17 protein-coding genes are annotated in these 15,823 nt (G+C 55.2%); 2 read left to right on the top strand and 15 right to left on the bottom strand.

Annotated features, from left to right (window positions below; all coding sequences use genetic code 11):
- Window positions 1-12: 12 nt before the first annotated feature.
- The 10 genes from dagF to pmbA form a co-directional block, all read right to left on the bottom strand.
- A complete protein-coding gene (gene dagF / locus OGV85_RS04410; RefSeq protein ID WP_003025772.1) occupies window positions 13-753 on the bottom strand; it encodes a 2-dehydro-3-deoxy-phosphogluconate aldolase in 741 nt (246 codons plus the stop codon).
- Window positions 750-1,868: a DgaE family pyridoxal phosphate-dependent ammonia lyase gene (locus OGV85_RS04405; protein ID WP_003025770.1), complete on the bottom strand. Its 1,119-nt coding sequence runs from the start codon at window positions 1,866-1,868 to the stop codon at window positions 750-752. Before OGV85_RS04405 ends, dagF begins: the two co-directional genes overlap by 4 nt.
- Window positions 1,852-2,985 carry an amidohydrolase/deacetylase family metallohydrolase gene (locus OGV85_RS04400; protein ID WP_003025769.1) on the bottom strand — a complete coding sequence of 378 codons (1,134 nt, stop codon included), beginning with the start codon at window positions 2,983-2,985 and terminating at the stop codon, window positions 1,852-1,854. The genes OGV85_RS04405 and OGV85_RS04400 overlap by 17 nt, the downstream gene beginning before the upstream one ends.
- A 58-nt stretch (window positions 2,986-3,043) precedes the next feature.
- Window positions 3,044-3,688: a DUF4310 family protein gene (locus OGV85_RS04395; RefSeq protein WP_003830379.1), complete on the bottom strand. Its 645-nt coding sequence runs from the start codon at window positions 3,686-3,688 to the stop codon at window positions 3,044-3,046.
- 11 nt (window positions 3,689-3,699) lie between these two features.
- Window positions 3,700-4,476 carry a DUF4311 domain-containing protein gene (locus OGV85_RS04390; RefSeq protein WP_003025764.1) on the bottom strand — a complete coding sequence of 259 codons (777 nt, stop codon included), beginning with the start codon at window positions 4,474-4,476 and terminating at the stop codon, window positions 3,700-3,702.
- 22 nt (window positions 4,477-4,498) lie between these two features.
- Complete coding sequence (locus OGV85_RS04385; protein WP_003025762.1) at window positions 4,499-4,798, bottom strand: DUF4312 family protein; 300 nt, start codon at window positions 4,796-4,798, stop codon at window positions 4,499-4,501.
- A gap of 2 nt (window positions 4,799-4,800) precedes the next feature.
- Window positions 4,801-5,163, bottom strand: coding sequence for an SFCGS family glycine-rich protein (locus tag OGV85_RS04380; protein WP_003830384.1), 363 nt, complete (start codon window positions 5,161-5,163; stop codon window positions 4,801-4,803).
- A 10-nt stretch (window positions 5,164-5,173) separates the two neighbouring features.
- The gene (locus OGV85_RS04375) at window positions 5,174-5,482 is read right to left on the bottom strand and encodes a glycine dehydrogenase (protein ID WP_003025758.1); all 309 of its coding nucleotides are present in this window, start codon (window positions 5,480-5,482) and stop codon (window positions 5,174-5,176) included.
- A gap of 331 nt (window positions 5,483-5,813) precedes the next feature.
- Entirely contained in the window at window positions 5,814-6,200 is a 387-nt protein-coding gene (gene cybC, locus OGV85_RS04370) for a cytochrome b562 (RefSeq protein WP_003025756.1), read from the bottom strand.
- A gap of 46 nt (window positions 6,201-6,246) precedes the next feature.
- The gene (gene pmbA, locus OGV85_RS04365) at window positions 6,247-7,599 is read right to left on the bottom strand and encodes a metalloprotease PmbA (RefSeq protein ID WP_003830385.1); all 1,353 of its coding nucleotides are present in this window, start codon (window positions 7,597-7,599) and stop codon (window positions 6,247-6,249) included.
- Window positions 7,600-7,694: 95 nt separating this feature from the next.
- On the opposite strand from pmbA, the gene yjgA reads away from it, so the two are divergent.
- Window positions 7,695-8,246 (top strand): ribosome biogenesis factor YjgA, encoded by a 552-nt coding sequence (gene yjgA, locus OGV85_RS04360; protein ID WP_003025750.1) that lies wholly within the window; start codon window positions 7,695-7,697, stop codon window positions 8,244-8,246.
- A 107-nt stretch (window positions 8,247-8,353) separates the two neighbouring features.
- On the opposite strand, the gene mpl is transcribed toward yjgA, so the two are convergent.
- Entirely contained in the window at window positions 8,354-9,733 is a 1,380-nt protein-coding gene (gene mpl / locus OGV85_RS04355) for a UDP-N-acetylmuramate:L-alanyl-gamma-D-glutamyl-meso-diaminopimelate ligase (RefSeq protein ID WP_061547574.1), read from the bottom strand.
- 175 nt (window positions 9,734-9,908) lie between these two features.
- On the opposite strand from mpl, the gene fbp reads away from it, so the two are divergent.
- Window positions 9,909-10,907: a class 1 fructose-bisphosphatase gene (fbp, locus tag OGV85_RS04350; RefSeq protein WP_003025742.1), complete on the top strand. Its 999-nt coding sequence runs from the start codon at window positions 9,909-9,911 to the stop codon at window positions 10,905-10,907.
- Window positions 10,908-11,021: 114 nt separating this feature from the next.
- Here fbp and OGV85_RS04345 read toward each other — a convergent pair whose 3' ends face one another.
- The 4 genes from OGV85_RS04345 to ytfR all read right to left on the bottom strand — a co-directional run bounded on the left by OGV85_RS04345 (window position 11,022) and on the right by ytfR (window position 15,764).
- Window positions 11,022-12,134 (bottom strand): methyl-accepting chemotaxis protein, encoded by a 1,113-nt coding sequence (locus tag OGV85_RS04345; RefSeq protein ID WP_003025738.1) that lies wholly within the window; start codon window positions 12,132-12,134, stop codon window positions 11,022-11,024.
- Between the two features lie 103 nt (window positions 12,135-12,237).
- Window positions 12,238-13,239 carry a galactofuranose ABC transporter, permease protein YjfF gene (gene yjfF / locus OGV85_RS04340; RefSeq protein ID WP_003025736.1) on the bottom strand — a complete coding sequence of 334 codons (1,002 nt, stop codon included), beginning with the start codon at window positions 13,237-13,239 and terminating at the stop codon, window positions 12,238-12,240.
- The gene (ytfT, locus tag OGV85_RS04335) at window positions 13,226-14,248 is read right to left on the bottom strand and encodes a galactofuranose ABC transporter, ATP-binding protein YtfT (RefSeq protein WP_008323019.1); all 1,023 of its coding nucleotides are present in this window, start codon (window positions 14,246-14,248) and stop codon (window positions 13,226-13,228) included. The genes yjfF and ytfT overlap by 14 nt, the downstream gene beginning before the upstream one ends.
- 13 nt (window positions 14,249-14,261) lie before the next feature.
- Window positions 14,262-15,764, bottom strand: a complete 1,503-nt coding sequence (gene ytfR / locus OGV85_RS04330) for a galactofuranose ABC transporter, ATP-binding protein YtfR (RefSeq protein WP_016149467.1) — start codon at window positions 15,762-15,764, stop codon at window positions 14,262-14,264.
- Window positions 15,765-15,823 lie beyond the last annotated feature (59 nt).

Here is a 15,823-nt window from a genome sequence, read left to right as displayed (position 1 = left end):
CTCATCAGTCAGTTAGCCTACGCAGGCCCGGGTCATCGCCATCAGCTGGCGTACGTCATCCGGACGAGTGTTACCACTCACCTTATCAATAATCGAACTATAGATGTGAGGAATGATTTTACTCACTCCGGCATCGAGGGCAATCTGCAGGATTTCAGTGAAATTATCCAGGTCGATACCGCCGGTTGGCTCCAGCCAGAAGTCATGACGGGCGCATGCCTGCGCTACGGCAATGTACTCTTCACGGCATTTCAGGCCGCCCATCGGGAAGTATTTAATCGAGCTACCGCCCATATCTTTGAGCAACGCAATCGCGGTTTCTACCGGCACAATACCGTCCGGCGTCTGGCTGCTCAGCGGACCGGTGGAGATTTTCACCCTGCCCGGCATGCCGGTTGGCGAGACCAGACCGTTGACTACTGTATCCTGCTGGCCCAGCAGCGCGCGACTGGTGGCCACACCGGTAAAGACCTGATTAACATGCTGCGGCTGTACCTGACGGGAAATTTCACTGACCATCGCCGACTGGTTTGGGTCGCCTGCCCCCAATCCCACGGAGAGCGCATTGTCGATAAGCGCTGCGTATTCACGCATATCCGCTACTGCGCTTGCGACATCCGGGTAATTTTTTGACAACACACCAACCAGCACGTGTCCTTCCGCCGCCGCGTAAATATCCCGCGCATTTTCTTTGGAGCCTGCCAGCACGTTCAGGCAGACGCGGTCGCGATAAAAGTTAGGGGTCAGTTTCATACTTCTTTCTCCTGCGAAATCACTTCACCAATTCGACGGGCCACAATCTCCAGCTGCGCACGATCGACGCTGCGCACATCGGCTTCGATAATGCCTTCGTTAGCTTTGTAACCACGGAAGTAAATCGCGTACTCGCCTTGTTTCAGGGCTTCAACCAGTTCGCCCGTGGCGATCCCGGTTACCGCTTCATCAAACTTAATTTCCGTGCGTGCGATGTCGCGCCCTGCGCTATCCCACACCACGCGCGCGCTCACGCCGTTAAGCTGGTTCAACGCATTAATGAACGGCGTCATTTTCTCGACCATCTCCGCGCCACTCTCTTTCTGCGCGTTCAGATACAGTTCGATGGCGCAGGTTAGGCCAAGAATTCCCTCTTTCCCCACCTTCATCGCCCGGCCAATTCCCGCCGTCTGGCGTTTCACCCACTCAACGTACTGGGTTTTACCTATCACCAGACCGCTGGTTGGTCCTTCAATCGCCTTCGCGCCGCTATAAATAACCAGATCTGCGCCAACCCGGTAGTAGCATTGCAAATCTTCTTCCGCCGCCGCGTCCACGATCAGCGGCAGGTTATGCGTACGCGCCACCACCGCAGCCTGCTCCACGCTGAGCATACTTTTCTGGACGCAGTGGTGAGATTTGATATACAGAATGGCCGCCGTACGCGGTGTAATGGCCGCAGCCAGCTGCGCCGCGGAACATTCGTTGGCATAACCGGCTTCCACTAACTTACCGCCGCCAAGCGCCACCATGGTACCCACCGGAGCGCCAAAGTTGACGTTGTGGCCTCTGGGCAGCACGATTTCGTTGTTCTCGATGGGCGTGACGTGCAGGTTCTCCAGCAGCCAGTCGCTGTCTTTAACCAATACGCCAGCCACCGACAGGGCGATCCCCGCCGAGGCGCAAGAGACAACGGTTGCCCCTTCCACTTCCAGCAATTTCGCGATGTAGTCGCCGGTTTTATTGACAAGATCTTTCATCTCGAAATAGTGGTTCATCCCCGCCATCGCCGCTTCAACCACTTCTGGTCGCGGCGTGGAAACGCCAAGCGCCGTCATGCGGCCGGAGGTATTAATCACCTGTTTTAAATCGTATTTCTCAAAAATCGAAGGCATGTTCCGCGCTCCCTTGTTCGGTCATATAGCCCTTGCCCGCACGTATTGCGGCAAGCGGCACCAGCAGTTGTTCAGCCTGCAGGCTGTCGTTTTCTGCATCTACCAGCACGGTTGGCTGGCGCTTAAGCGTAAAGAGGGTTAAATCAGCATCCAGACCGACCTGCAGTCGCCCCTTCTGTTTCAGGCGCAGGCCGTCGGCAGCATTGGCGGTAACGCACTCAATGACCTGCGGAAGCGACATCCCAATGGCGAGAAATTTCGACATCACATTCGCCAGAGAATGCACCGGGCCGCTGATACGGTTGCGACAGTAAATATCGGAACTGATGGTGTGTGGCAAAATCCCCAGTTCAATAGCGCGTTTTGCCACCGCAAAGCTCAGGCTGGCGGTGCCATGCCCAACGTCCAGACGCACGCCGCGTGAAATCGCCCGCGTCACTGACGCCCGCAGCTCGCCTTGCGGCGTCAGAATGCGGTTCGGCTTACCGTTGTAGCAGTGGGTAATGATGTCACCCGCGCTCAGGCGCTCGGCGATCTCATCCAGGTCCGGCGGGTTGTTGCCGATGTGCACCATCAGCGGCAGGTCGCCGCTCTCTTTTTGCATCGCTTTGGCGCGATCCAGCGGCGTGATGCCATTTTCACCGACTACGCTGCTACTCATGCGTGCCTTCAGACCGACGATAAAATCAGGGTGGCGTTTCACCGCCTCTCGCACCGCATCAGCGTCAATATTGGCCATGTTGGCCAGCTCGTTCTGGGCGATAAGCCCAACGCGGGAGATATTCAGCAACGCATACACCTCGGTGGCAGCTTCCCGGGTCAGGGTGTAAAAATCGTCGATGTCATCCGCCCCGGTACTGCCCGCATCCACCACGGTAGTGACGCCGGTCGCAATACCGACGCTATCCGGCTGGTCGTGGTAAATCGGGGATTTCGGGTAGCAATGAACGTGGGAGTCAATCCAGCCTGCGCTGACGTAGCACTCGCCGCCCAGCTCAATGGTTTTCAGCGCCGGGCCATCAACGTCGCCCAACGCCGCGATCTTGCCGTCTTTGAGCGCAATATCACTCACCGTATCGTCAACGAGGCGCGCACGGCGCAGGAGTAAATCAAACATCGCTCTCTCCTATGCCGGATGGCGGCGTAACCGCCTTATCCGGCCTGCAAATCAACAGTTAGCTAATGGCAATCGGGAAGATGGACCCGAGGATCATTGCCCCAAGGATCGCCCCGCCGGTGATCGGTTTTTGCCACAGATAAAACAGCAGCGCACCCGCCAGAGAACCGATTCCGATAGGAATAGAAGCCGTCATCGCGCTGAGGATAATCAACGGTCCGAGGAAGCGGCCGGAGGCGTTACCGGCCCCCATCATGACGTCCGCACCGTAGGTTGAGTCGCTCTGGTTGATGGTGAACTTACGCGCCAGAATGATGATGTAGCCAATCGCCAGACCAATCACCAGACCGGTGACCAGCGAGGCGGCAAAGTTGGCGACCGGGAAGATAATGCCCGCGCCCAGTAGCAGCGCCGGAACGCCTAACCCAACCCCGGTCTGAATCGCCCCGCCGATATCCAGAATCCCCACCAGCGAACCTTCAATGATGCGGGCAAACAGGAAACTTGCGCCAAATGCCGCCACCGCCCCATAGGAGCCGGTATCCATTCCAGCTTTCAGCATCGCCACAAAAGCCACTTCGTTAAATGCGCCAATACCGTACAGGTAGTACATGTGCGTTCCGGCAAATACGCCGGATGAGAGCAGGCCCACGAAGATCGGGAACGACCAGTCAGCGAACCAAAAACCTTTATTCTGTTCCATGATGACCTCCGTTATTTGCCGCTGAGCGAGTTGTGGATAAGTTCGAGCCAGTTAGGCACGGTCAGATGGAAGGATTCGATCATCTTCATATCGAAACCGCGGAAGAAGCCGCTCAGAACAAACAGCGCGACGATAGCTACCATCATCACTTTCGTGACGTGGTTCCAGCCGCTTTCTTCAACACCTTTGCCGATCAGAATGCCGAGCACCAGCCCCGGAACGGCGTTGCCCATGATCAGCTGCGCCGCGCCGCCAAAAACGGTGGCCCAGAAGCCGGATTTCTTACCGGCGTCGATCGCCGCCAGCCAGAAGATCACCGGCATCACGGTGTTAACCAGCAGGTTAGCCGCTGGCACCAGCACCTTGACGGCGGTAACCTGCAGCGCTTCCGGTACGGATGACGCAGTGAGGTTCAGGAAGGTCACCACGATCATCCCGATAACGCCGCAGGCAATTGCCATGCGCTTAGGATCGTGCAGCGTTTCACCGACGTTGCGATTTTTAATCATCAGCGCGGCGGCCCCCCAGTTGGGGATGATGCGATGGTCGACGTCCTGAGTGAACGCCCCCGCCGCAACGGAGGAAGCCCAGGCGTTAAAGAAGAAGCCCAGACCGAACGAGAAGTGAGAAGCCGGATCCCCTTCGCAGGAATTCAGTTCTCCAAGAGTACGAAACGCGCCCATCCCTTGAGTGGTAGGCGCATGAAACATGCGTGCAGCCCCAGCGCCGACACCAACGCCAACCAACGCGCCGATGATGAGCGATTTTATTAATATTATCAGGAACATAATTATGCCTTTTAATAGAAAATCAGCGTTGCGTAACGAAATCCACCTTGTCGAGATTGATGGCAGTCACGTTGACGGTCACGTCCAGCTCCACGCTGAAAGTGCGTCTTTCCCGGCGCAAAAAGAGGAATAAAAACGCCTCTTTACGCACCGATTCACGCGCTTGAACAACCTGCACATCCTGTGGCTCAATACGCAGTAAGATATGCGGCGACGCTTTCATCACCGCAGCCTGAACGTGGTTCAGGGCATCGGCAAAGGCGCGAGCTTTGGTCTCGCCCTTACCCGTGACTCTCACCGTGGTGGTGAATTGCTCTTTCATGCTTAAGCGCCGTGTTTCTTTTGCCAGGCCTGCACCAGGCGCTCGCCGAGCTCTTCTTTGTCCATAAAGCCGAATCCCAGTACGTTGCACCCTTCGTTGATGGCGGTTACCCCTTCATCGACCGAACGCATGCCGTATTTCGCCTTGTAGCCGTATTTGGTCTGCGCAGTAATCGCACCCGCACCACCGCTGCCGCAAAACGAGATACCAAAGGTGGCGTTTTCCGCCTTCATCACGTCACCCAGCTTCATATCTGCTGCAACGCCCGGCACCACAACGGCACGGCCACCCGCTTTCTCTACGCCTGCCGCCACTTTCTGGCCTTTACCCAGACGATCGCCAATCACTACGGTAATCTGTTCCATCTTTTTCTCCTTAAAGGTTGTCTTTCGCGACTTCAAAGTGCACCGACAGCAGCCAGGCCTCTTCCTCAGGAAGATTGCCAAACTCGGCGACCACGTCGCGGGCAAGCGCCATTGACTCGGCAGATATTTCATCAAACAAGCTGGCATCGACTTCTGGTAAGGGTTCACCCGTTACCGAGCGGTGCGCCATGGCGCGAACATGCGACGTCAGCATTTGTTCCTGTACGGCGTTGGGAATAATGTTGCGTTCACGCAGCAAGGCATACACCTGCGCCAGCATGCGGTCGGCCAGTTCCACCGATTCCCCCATGTCATTCATTACAGCTCCGTTATTCACTCGTCTTACCCCGTTAATGTCTCTGAGGGTAAATTAGCGACGGAGGTTATAAGTTTGTAGCGAGTTGTTTTCCACTTCGAAGTGGAAAGGTGTGCAGCGATAGTGATCTGTGCCGCAAAAAGGGCTGGAACCACGATTTATCACCGGAAGAATGTGATTGAGATCGCAAGAGTGGGCAGCAAAATGGAAGGAAGTGCGAACAATGAATGGACGATAAAAATGAAAAAATGTGATGGGGATAGCGTTTACTTATGGGCGTGTAGTAGCGGGGGATTTTATCCGGCCTACGGGTATGCAGGCCGGGTAGCGCAGATTAGCGGAACTTCTTGTGGTTTTCGTTGCGCGTGGTTTTCAGCTCTTCCGCAACGGCTTTCGCCTCTTTAACTTTACCTTCGTTCGCCAGCTTCAGCGCGCCGTCAATCTGGCCGATCAGCGTGTCAAAGCCGTGGCGGAAATCTTTCATCTCCGGGCTGTCCGGGGATTTGTTTTCCAGCTTCGGCGGCGTACCTTTTTGCGCGTCCAGCGCGGCTGCACGCATTTTGGTTAACGCGTCTTTCAGTTCAGTCGCATTATCCGTTTTTTCGACAATTTTCAGGTTGTCGTTGAGGATCCCCATGTCATCTTCGAGATCGGCTGCAAACGCAGAAGAACCAAGAACCAGCGTTGAAGCCGCGACGATCGCTAACAGGTGTTTACGCATTGCTCACTTCCTTTTTTATTATTAAAAATTAACGCCTTAACGAGTATTACTGCCCGGCGATTTTCATCTCCGGTAACAATACCGAACCACATTGGATATTACTGCGCGTTTCAATATCGTTCCCCACGGTCACAATATTGCGCCACATCTCTTTTAAGTTACCGGCGATGGTAATTTCACTCACCGGATACTGAATTTCACCATTTTCGACCCAGAAGCCCGCCGCGCCGCGCGAGTAATCGCCGGTAATGCCGCTTACGCCCTGTCCCATCAGCTCGGTAACCACAAGACCTGTGCCCATCTCTTTGAGCAACTGCTCGAAGCTTAGACCTTGTCCCGGAATTCGCCAGTTGTGGATCCCGCCCGCATGCCCAGTGCTCTTCAGGCCCAGCTTACGTGCGGAATAGTTAGTCAACAGCCATTGAGTCAGCACGCCGTCTTTAATGATGTCACGGCGTTCAGTCCGTACCCCTTCACTGTCGAACGGCGACGACGCCAGTCCCTTCAGCAGGTGCGGATGTTCTTCAATAGTCAGCCATTCCGGCAGAATTTGTTTGCCCAGCGAATCCAGCAGGAAGGTGGATTTGCGGTACACCGAACCGCCGGCGATCGCGCCGACCAGGTGTCCGAACAGTCCGGTCGCAACTTCGTTGGCGAAAATCACCGGCGCTTTCATGGTGGACAGCTTACGTGGAGACAGGCGTGATAAGGTACGGCGAGCACAGTCAGCCCCCACCCACTCCGGCGTTTGCAGATCGCCCATCGCCCGGCCAATGGTGTAGGCGTAATCACGCTCCATATCACCATTTTCTTCCGCGATCACGCAGCTGGAAAGGGAATGACGCGTGGAGCAGTAGCCCTGCAGCATGCCGTGGCTGTTACCAAACACTTTGATGCCATAGTGGCTGTTAAAGCTGCCGCCTTCGGTATTGGTGATACGCTTATCAGCCTGCAGCGCCGCCTGTTCAGCACGAGCGGCCAGTTCGATGGCTTCATCAGGGGAAACTTCCGCCGGGTGGAACAGGTCCAGATCGGGCGCATCAAAGGCCAGCAGTTCTTTATCTGCCACGCCTGCGCACGGATCCGGCGAAGTGTAACGTGCAATGTCCAGCGCAGCCTGCACGGTGCGTGCAATCGCCTGCGGGCTTAAATCGGTGGACGATGCGCTGCCCTTACGGTTCTGGTGATAAACCGTAATCCCCAGTGCACCATCGCTATTGAATTCGACGTTCTCCACTTCACCATAACGGGTGCTGACGCTAATACCCGTGGTCTTGCTCACAGCGACTTCCGCGCCATCCGACTTACCTGACGCTAATTCCAGTGCCGTCGAGACTGCTTCTTCCAGAATCTTACGCTGCGCTTCAACTTGTGAGATTACTTTCATCGCAAATGCCATAATGTAGAGAGAGTTTCTCTGAAGTCTAACAGAGAACCGTTTTTCAGTGCGCATCTTAACTGGTAACATTAGCCTCTTTTTTTAAGGAGCCTGAAATGACAAAGCAGCCCGAAGACTGGCTCGACGACGTTCCCGGTGATGACATCGAAGACGAAGACGATGAAATTATCTGGGTCAGTAAAAGTGAAATTAAACGCGATGCCGAGGAGTTAAAACGCCTGGGTGCGGAACTGGTTGATCTGGGGAAAAACGCGCTGGATAAGATCCCGCTTGATGCGGATTTACGTGCCGCCATTGAGCTGGCCCAGCGTATTAAGATGGAAGGACGCCGCCGCCAGCTGCAGTTGATTGGCAAAATGTTGCGCCAGCGCGATGTTGATCCTATTCGTCAGGCGCTGGACAAGCTGAAAAATCGTCACAACCAGCAGGTCGTTGTCTTCCATAAGCTGGAGCAACTGCGTGACCGTATGGTTGACGGTAGCGATGAAGCCATCGAAGAAGTAATGAATCTGTGGCCTGACGCCGACCGCCAGCAACTGCGTTCGCTGGTACGTAATGCCAGGAAAGAAAAAGCGGGCAACAAGCCGCCAAAATCTTCCCGCCAGATCTTCCAGTATCTGCGTGAACTGGCGGAAAACGAGGCCTAACCTCTTCGTCTGCCGAAAGTGCCGGATGGCGGTGCAATCACCTTATCCGGCCTACAATCCGTTAACACGTTGTAGGCCCGGTAAGCGTAGCGCCACCGGGCATTTTTTTACTCTTCCGCTTCTGCCTGAGCTTTCTTCGCCAGACCATCCAGCAGTTTTTGATGAATACCACCAAATCCGCCGTTGCTCATCACCAGAATGTGATCGCCTGGCTGCGCGGTTTTCACCACCATATCTGCCAGGGCATCCACATCGCCACTCCAGTGTGCCGGCTGAACGCAGGCTTCAGCGACTTCGGCTACCTGCCACGGAATATGCGGAGGTTGCAGCAGGAACACTTCGTCCGCACGGCCTAGCGACGGCGCCAGATCGTCTTTGCACAGGCCCATTTTCATGGTGTTCGAGCGAGGTTCCAGCACTGCGATGATGCGCGCCGTACCGCCCACTTTACCGCGCAACGCCGCAAGCGTTGCCAGAATGGCCGTCGGGTGATGGGCAAAATCGTCATACACCGTCACACCATTGGCTTCACCGCGCAGCTCAAGACGACGACGGGCGTTAATGAATGAACCGAGCGCATTAGCTGCATCTGCAGGCACGACACCCACATGGCGCGCAGCCGCAATCGCCATCAGACCGTTATGCATATTGTGCTCGCCCACCAGGCCCCACTTCACTTCGCCGACTTTTTCACCGTCCAGCCATACTTCCCACTCAGAAGCATCGGTGGTCAGTTTTTTCGCCTGCCAGTGACCTTGTTCGCCCACCAGCTCTTGTTCGCTCCAGCAGCCCATCGTCATCGTTTGTTTCAGATTGATGTCGTTTTCCGGGTAGATGATGCGTCCCTGGCCCGGCACGATACGCACCAGATGGTGGAACTGTTTCTGGATCGCTTTCAAATCGTCAAAGATGTCCGCGTGATCAAACTCAAGGTTGTTGAGGATCAGCGTACGCGGGCAGTAATGCACGAATTTAGAACGCTTGTCGAAGAACGCGCAGTCGTACTCATCCGCTTCAATCACGAAGAAGTCGCTTTCGCCCAGACGCGCAGAAACCTCGAAGTTACCCGGTACGCCGCCGATCACAAAGCCAGGCTTATAGCCGCAGGCTTCGAGGATCCAGGTCGCCATTCCGGCGGTGGTGGTTTTGCCGTGCGTACCCGCAACCGCCAGTACCCAGCGGTCGCGCAATACAAAGTCATGTAGCCACTGCGGGCCAGACATGTACGGAATGTTCTTCTCGAGAACCGCTTCCACGCACGGATTACCACGGGTCATGGCATTGCCGATGATCACTAAGTCCGGCTGCGGGTCGAGCTGGCTGGCATCGTAACCCTGAATCAGATCAATGCCTTGCTTCTCAAGTAAGGTACTCATCGGCGGATACACATTGGCGTCCGAACCGGTTACTTCATGACCGAGCGAGCGCGCCAGCATCGCCAGACCGCCCATGAAAGTGCCACAAATTCCCAAAATATGAATGCGCATACGTCACTATCCTTTTTTAATCTGGGGGCCATTTTACGCACATGTCCGGCAAGTGAGAAACGCATTTCAGGATATTCCGCAGTTTGCTGGCGCGATTCACCTAAGCGCAACAATGGAAATATTTGTTAATATTGTTGCGGTCGCTTTACTCCACATAAATTGCAGGGAAAGTGTTATGAAAACGTTAGGTGAATTTATTGTCGAAAAGCAGCACGAGTTTTCTCATGCTACCGGTGAACTCACTGCTTTGTTGTCGGCAATAAAGCTGGGCGCCAAGATCATCCACCGCGATATCAACAAGGCCGGTCTGGTCGATATCCTGGGTGCCAGCGGTGCTGAGAACGTGCAGGGAGAGGTTCAGCAAAAACTCGATCTGTTCGCGAACGAAAAACTGAAAGCTGCACTGAAGGCGCGCGACATTGTGGCGGGCATTGCCTCGGAAGAAGAAGATGAAATCGTCGTCTTTGAAGGCTGTGAACACGCTAAATACGTTGTGCTAATGGATCCGCTGGATGGCTCATCCAACATCGATGTTAACGTCTCTGTCGGTACGATTTTCTCTATTTACCGCCGCGTAACCCCAGTCGGTACTCCGGTCACGGAAGAGGATTTCCTGCAACCGGGCAACAAGCAGGTTGCTGCAGGTTACGTGGTTTATGGTTCTTCCACCATGCTGGTGTACACCACCGGCTGTGGCGTGCACGCCTTCACCTACGATCCTTCTCTGGGCGTATTCTGCCTCAGCCAGGAACGTATGCGCTTCCCGGCGAAAGGCAGCACGTACTCCATTAACGAAGGTAACTACATCAAATTCCCGAACGGCGTGAAGAAGTACATTAAATTCTGCCAGGAAGAAGATAAGTCAACCCAGCGCCCGTACACCTCGCGCTACATTGGCTCTCTGGTTGCGGACTTCCATCGCAATCTGCTGAAAGGCGGGATCTACCTGTACCCAAGCACCGCCAGCCACCCGGAAGGGAAACTGCGTCTGCTGTATGAATGCAACCCAATGGCCCTGCTGGCCGAGCAAGCGGGCGGCAAGGCGAGCGACGGTAAAAATCGTATTCTGGATATCATCCCGGAAAGCCTGCACCAGCGCCGCTCCTTCTTCGTGGGTAACGACCATATGGTTGAAGATGTAGAACGCTTTATCCGCGAGTTCCCGGACGCGTAAGCGCAACATCCGGCCTACAGCACGTTGCAGGCCGGATAAGCGAAGTGCCATCCGGCACAATACGGTGATATTGCCGGATGGCGGCGTAAACGCCTTTATCCGGCCTACGCACGGTTAGGCTGTCTGTAGCTTAAATACGGCCATTGCTTCGATTAGCGCTGAAGACTGTTCTTCCAGCGAGCGGGTAGCCGCTGACGACTGCTGTACCAGCGCCGCATTTTGCTGCGCCGTTTCATCCATCTGAATCACCGCAATATTCACCTGCTCTATGCCGCGACTCTGTTCCTGGGACGCACTGGCAATTTCACGCATCAGTTTGGTCATGCGCATGACTTCATTGGCAATCTCATCCATGGTTTCGCCCGCCTGCTGCGCCAGCTCGCTACCTTCCCCTACGTGGGTGTGCGAATCGCTGATTAGCGTACGGATCTCTTTGGCCGCCTCGGCGCTGCGGCTGGCCAGATTACGTACTTCACCTGCAACAACCGCAAAGCCCCGCCCCTGCTCACCGGCGCGCGCCGCTTCAACGGAAGCGTTGAGCGCCAGGATATTGGTCTGGAAAGCAATACCGTCAATTACGCTGAGGATGTCGGCGATTCGGCTGGAGCTGCCGGAAATATCGCGCATTTTCTCGATCACATAGCACACCATTTCGCTACCGCGATCGGCGGTATCCGACACCGATTTCGCCAGTTGGTGAGCCTGTTCCGCGTTCTGTGCATTCTGTTTCACCGTCGCCGTGAGTTCTTCCATGCTGGCGGCGGTCTGCTCCAGTGAAGTGGCTGTCGATTCAGTGCGTTGCGCCAGATGCTGGTTCCCGGCCGTCAGTTCACGACTGCCAATATCAATTTGCGAACTGGCATCGCGTACGCGTTGTACCGAGTCGCCCAGTGCATGGCGCATGTCATCCATTGCCGCGTTCAGTCGGTTGAATTCAGCGCTGGCCGACAGCGTGGTAACCGGTGATAAATCCCCCGTCGCCAGACGTTCCAGTTGCTCAACCATATTATCCAGCGGTTTGAGAAACTTATTTCGCAGCATAAACCAAATAACCGCCAGCAATGCGATAGCAGTCAACATCGCAGCGCTCATAATACCGTGATAAATCAATGAGGTAATGACACGCGTAGAGGCATATAGCCCCATACCACCGGTCAGTAACAGAAGGAAAGTCAGCAAAGACAATAACACCAACAAACTTGATCGAATTGAAAGGGATTTTGGCATCGTTATATTTCCGGTTGTAGGGTTAAAACAGACCTGTACAGAACCTATCGACTACAACCGGAAAAAGTTTAGGTATTTAAATGTTTTGTGCAAAATCAGGATGTTACTTTGGTGTTGCCGCCGTACCCACTCGGGTAACCGGCGAGCTTTGACGATTTTCCCAAAGCACCGTCAGGCCGCGTTGTAACGCTATAAAAATAAACAATAAAATGCCAATCGCGATCTTCGTCCACCAGGAACTTAATGTGCCATCAAAATTAATGTAGGTCTGGATCAGCCCTTGGATCGCCACGCCAAATAGCGTACCCAACACCGTTCCCACGCCGCCGCTTAGCAGCGTTCCGCCAATCACCACTGAGGCAATCGCATCCAGTTCAACGCCAACGCCCGCTAGCGCATAACCCGCCTGGGTGTAAATGGAAAACACAATGCCGGCAAGCGTCGCCAGCCCGGTAGACAGCATATAAATGCGGATCGTTGTGCTGCGAGTAGAAATGCCCATCAGGTTAGCAGAGGTGGCGTTGCCGCCAATGGCGTAAACCTGATTACCAAAGCGCGTACGGTGCGCAAGGAAAATGCCAATCACCACCACGCCCAGCATTAACAACCCCATCGCGCTCAGGCGACCGCCGCCAGGAATTTTCCATGCCAGACTGGAGAGCGTGTCATAAATCGGATGGTTAATTGGGATCGACTCTTCAGAGACCAGATAGCTGACGCCGCGCAGGAAAAACATTCCCGCCAGCGTAATAATGAATGCCGGGATCTTCAGCGCATCAATCAGTAACCCCATAAATGCGCCAAACGCGCAGCCCATCAGCAAAATCAGGGGGAACGCCAGCAGCGGGGAAATACCCCAATAGCCAATGGCCTTCGCCAAAAATACGCCGGTAAACGCGATCACCGAGCCAACGGAAAGGTCGATCCCGCCAGAGAGGATCACGAAGGTCATGCCCACGGCGATAATCCCTAAAAAAGCGTTATCGGTCAGGATATTGCAAATCACCCGGGTGGAAGCAAAAGCTGGAAACTGCGTCAGGCAGTAAAGGTAGCCCAGCACAAACACGCCGAGGGTGATCATCAGCGGTAAATTACGTTTTATCATGACCACGCACTCCTTTTATCAGGCTGATAAAGCGTTGTGACTGCACGACCAGCACACACAACACCACCACGGCTTTGACCACCTGATTCAGTTCCGGCTGGAAGCCCGACAGCAAAATCCCGGTGTTCATGCCCTGAATAATCAACGCGCCTACCACCGACAGCAGCAGGTTAAAGCGCCCGCCCATTAGCGAGCCACCACCGATGACTACCGCCAGGATGGCATCCAGTTCCAGCCATAATCCGGCGTTATTGGCGTCTGCCCCGCGGATATCCGCCGTGACGATAATGCCAGCGATAGCCGCGCACAGGCCGCTCAGCACATAGGTGAGCATCACGATAATGCGGGTGTTCACCCCAGCGTTTTTTGCCGCACGAATGTTGATACCCACCGCTTCGATAAACATACCCAGCGCCGTTTTCCGCGTCAGCAGCCAGAACACCACCAGCGTGAGCAGTGCAATAATTACCGGCGTAGGGAACAGTAAGAGCGAGCCGCTACCAAACCACGACAGCTCGGGCGAGTTGAAAGTGACGATTTGCCCGGAAGTGATAAGCTGCGCCACTCCACGCCCGGCCACCATCAGGATTAGCGTGGCAACAAACGGTTGGATCTTGAGTATGGCCACCAGAATCCCATTCCACAGCCCAGCCAGAATGCCGGAACCTAAGGCGGCAAGCAGCACCACCGGTAGACTGTGCCCGGCCACCGTCATCGCCGCAGTAGTGGCGCCAGCAATAGCCATGACGGCACCCACGGAAAGGTCGATGCCGCCGGTGGCAATCACCAGCGTCATACCAATCGCCAACAGCGCCACGGGAGCGGCGCGGTTGAGAATATCAATCGGGCTACCAAACAGCCGACCATCCTGCAAAATCACCTGGTAGAAGTGCGGGGCGACCAGGCTATCCACCAGCAGCACCAGCAGTAACGCCACCAGTTGTGGCATCCCCTTTGGCCAACGGAACCGCCGTTTAGGCGGATTGGATTGAGGGAGAGATTGAGGCATCACCATAGTCTCCTTAGGCCGCAATGGCGTTCATGATCGCCGGTACGGACAGTTCAGCCAGTGGGATCTCGGCCACTTGTTTGCGATCGCGCATAATAATGACCCGATCGGCATAGCCCACTAACTCTTCCAGTTCGGATGAAATGACCAGCAGCGCCAGACCATCCGCGCACAGCGTTTCGATCAGGCGGATGATCTCGGCATGTGCGCCGACGTCGATCCCACGCGTGGGTTCATCGAGGATCAGGAATTGCGGTTTGGTCAGTAACCAGCGCGAGAGCAATACTTTTTGCTGATTGCCGCCGGAGAGAAACTCGATCGGCTGTTCAGCGTTGGGGGTGCGAATTCCGAGCTGGCGGATAAAACGCTCGGCAATCTCGTTTTGTTCTTTCCGTGGGATAGGCCGCAGCCAGCCGCGCTGCGCCTGCAATGCCAGAATGATGTTTTCCCGCACCGAAGCGGCGGCAATAATGCCATCCGTTTTGCGATCCTCCGGACAGAAACCGATTCCCAGACACGAAGCCTGATGCGGCGATCGCAAGGTCTGCGGTTTGCCTTTGATCAGCGCACTTCCGCTGTCGGCGGGTTTAATACCGAAGATCACCTCTGCCGTTTCCGTTCGCCCGGATCCCAGCAGTCCTGCGAGACCGACGATCTCACCGGGACGCACCTGTAGATCAAACGGCGCGATGGTGCCTTTTTTGCCAAAGTCGCTAAAGGCCGCCACCGGCTTATCGCTAAGCAATGTGCGGCCCGCACGCTGTAGCGCATGGGTATCCAGTTCGCGACCCAGCATCATTTTGACCAGTTCAATTTGCGGTAATTCCCGGGTTTCACGGCAGCCAACGAAGCCGCCGTTACGCAGAACGGTGATGCGATCGCTGACCTGATAAACCTGATCGAGGAAATGAGTGACGAAGATCAGGCTGACGCCCCGATCGCGCAGATGACGCATCAGGCCGAACAGCATTTCAACTTCCTGGGTATCGAGGCTGGCGGTCGGCTCATCGAGGATCAGCACTTTCGCGGAGAGATCGATCGCCCGACAGATGGCGACGATTTGTTGCATCGCCACGGAAAAGCGGTTCAGCGGCTCACGCACGTCAAGGGAAAAACCGTATGACGCCATCAGCTCCGTCGCGCGTTTTTCCATCTGCTTGCGCTGAAGCAGGCCAAAACGCCGCGGCTCACGGCCAATAAATAAGTTATCGGCAACCGACATATTGGGCAGCAGGTTCACTTCCTGGTACACGGTGCCAATCCCCAGTTGCTGGGCATGGGCGGTGTTTTTGGGGGAGATCGGTTGGCCTTCGAGCCAGATAGTGCCGCGATCTGCATGGTAAACGCCGGTCAGCGCTTTGATGAGCGTCGATTTGCCGGCTCCGTTTTCCCCCAGCAGCGCCATAATTTCACCGCGACGCAAGCTGAAATCTACGTTATCCAACGCTTTGACGCCGGGAAAGAATTTGCTTAATCCTTCGGTGCGGAGGATTTCCTGATGTTGGTCGGTGGTCATGATTCCCCCTGCATCACGCCGGATGGCGCTACGCTTATCCGGCCTACAAAAGAGCGTAA

The sequence above is a fragment of the Citrobacter sp. Cf132 genome, assembly GCF_030333885.1.
GTDB classification, from domain to species: domain Bacteria; phylum Pseudomonadota; class Gammaproteobacteria; order Enterobacterales; family Enterobacteriaceae; genus Citrobacter; species Citrobacter freundii.
This window is presented reverse-complemented; position numbering and strand designations above follow the sequence as displayed.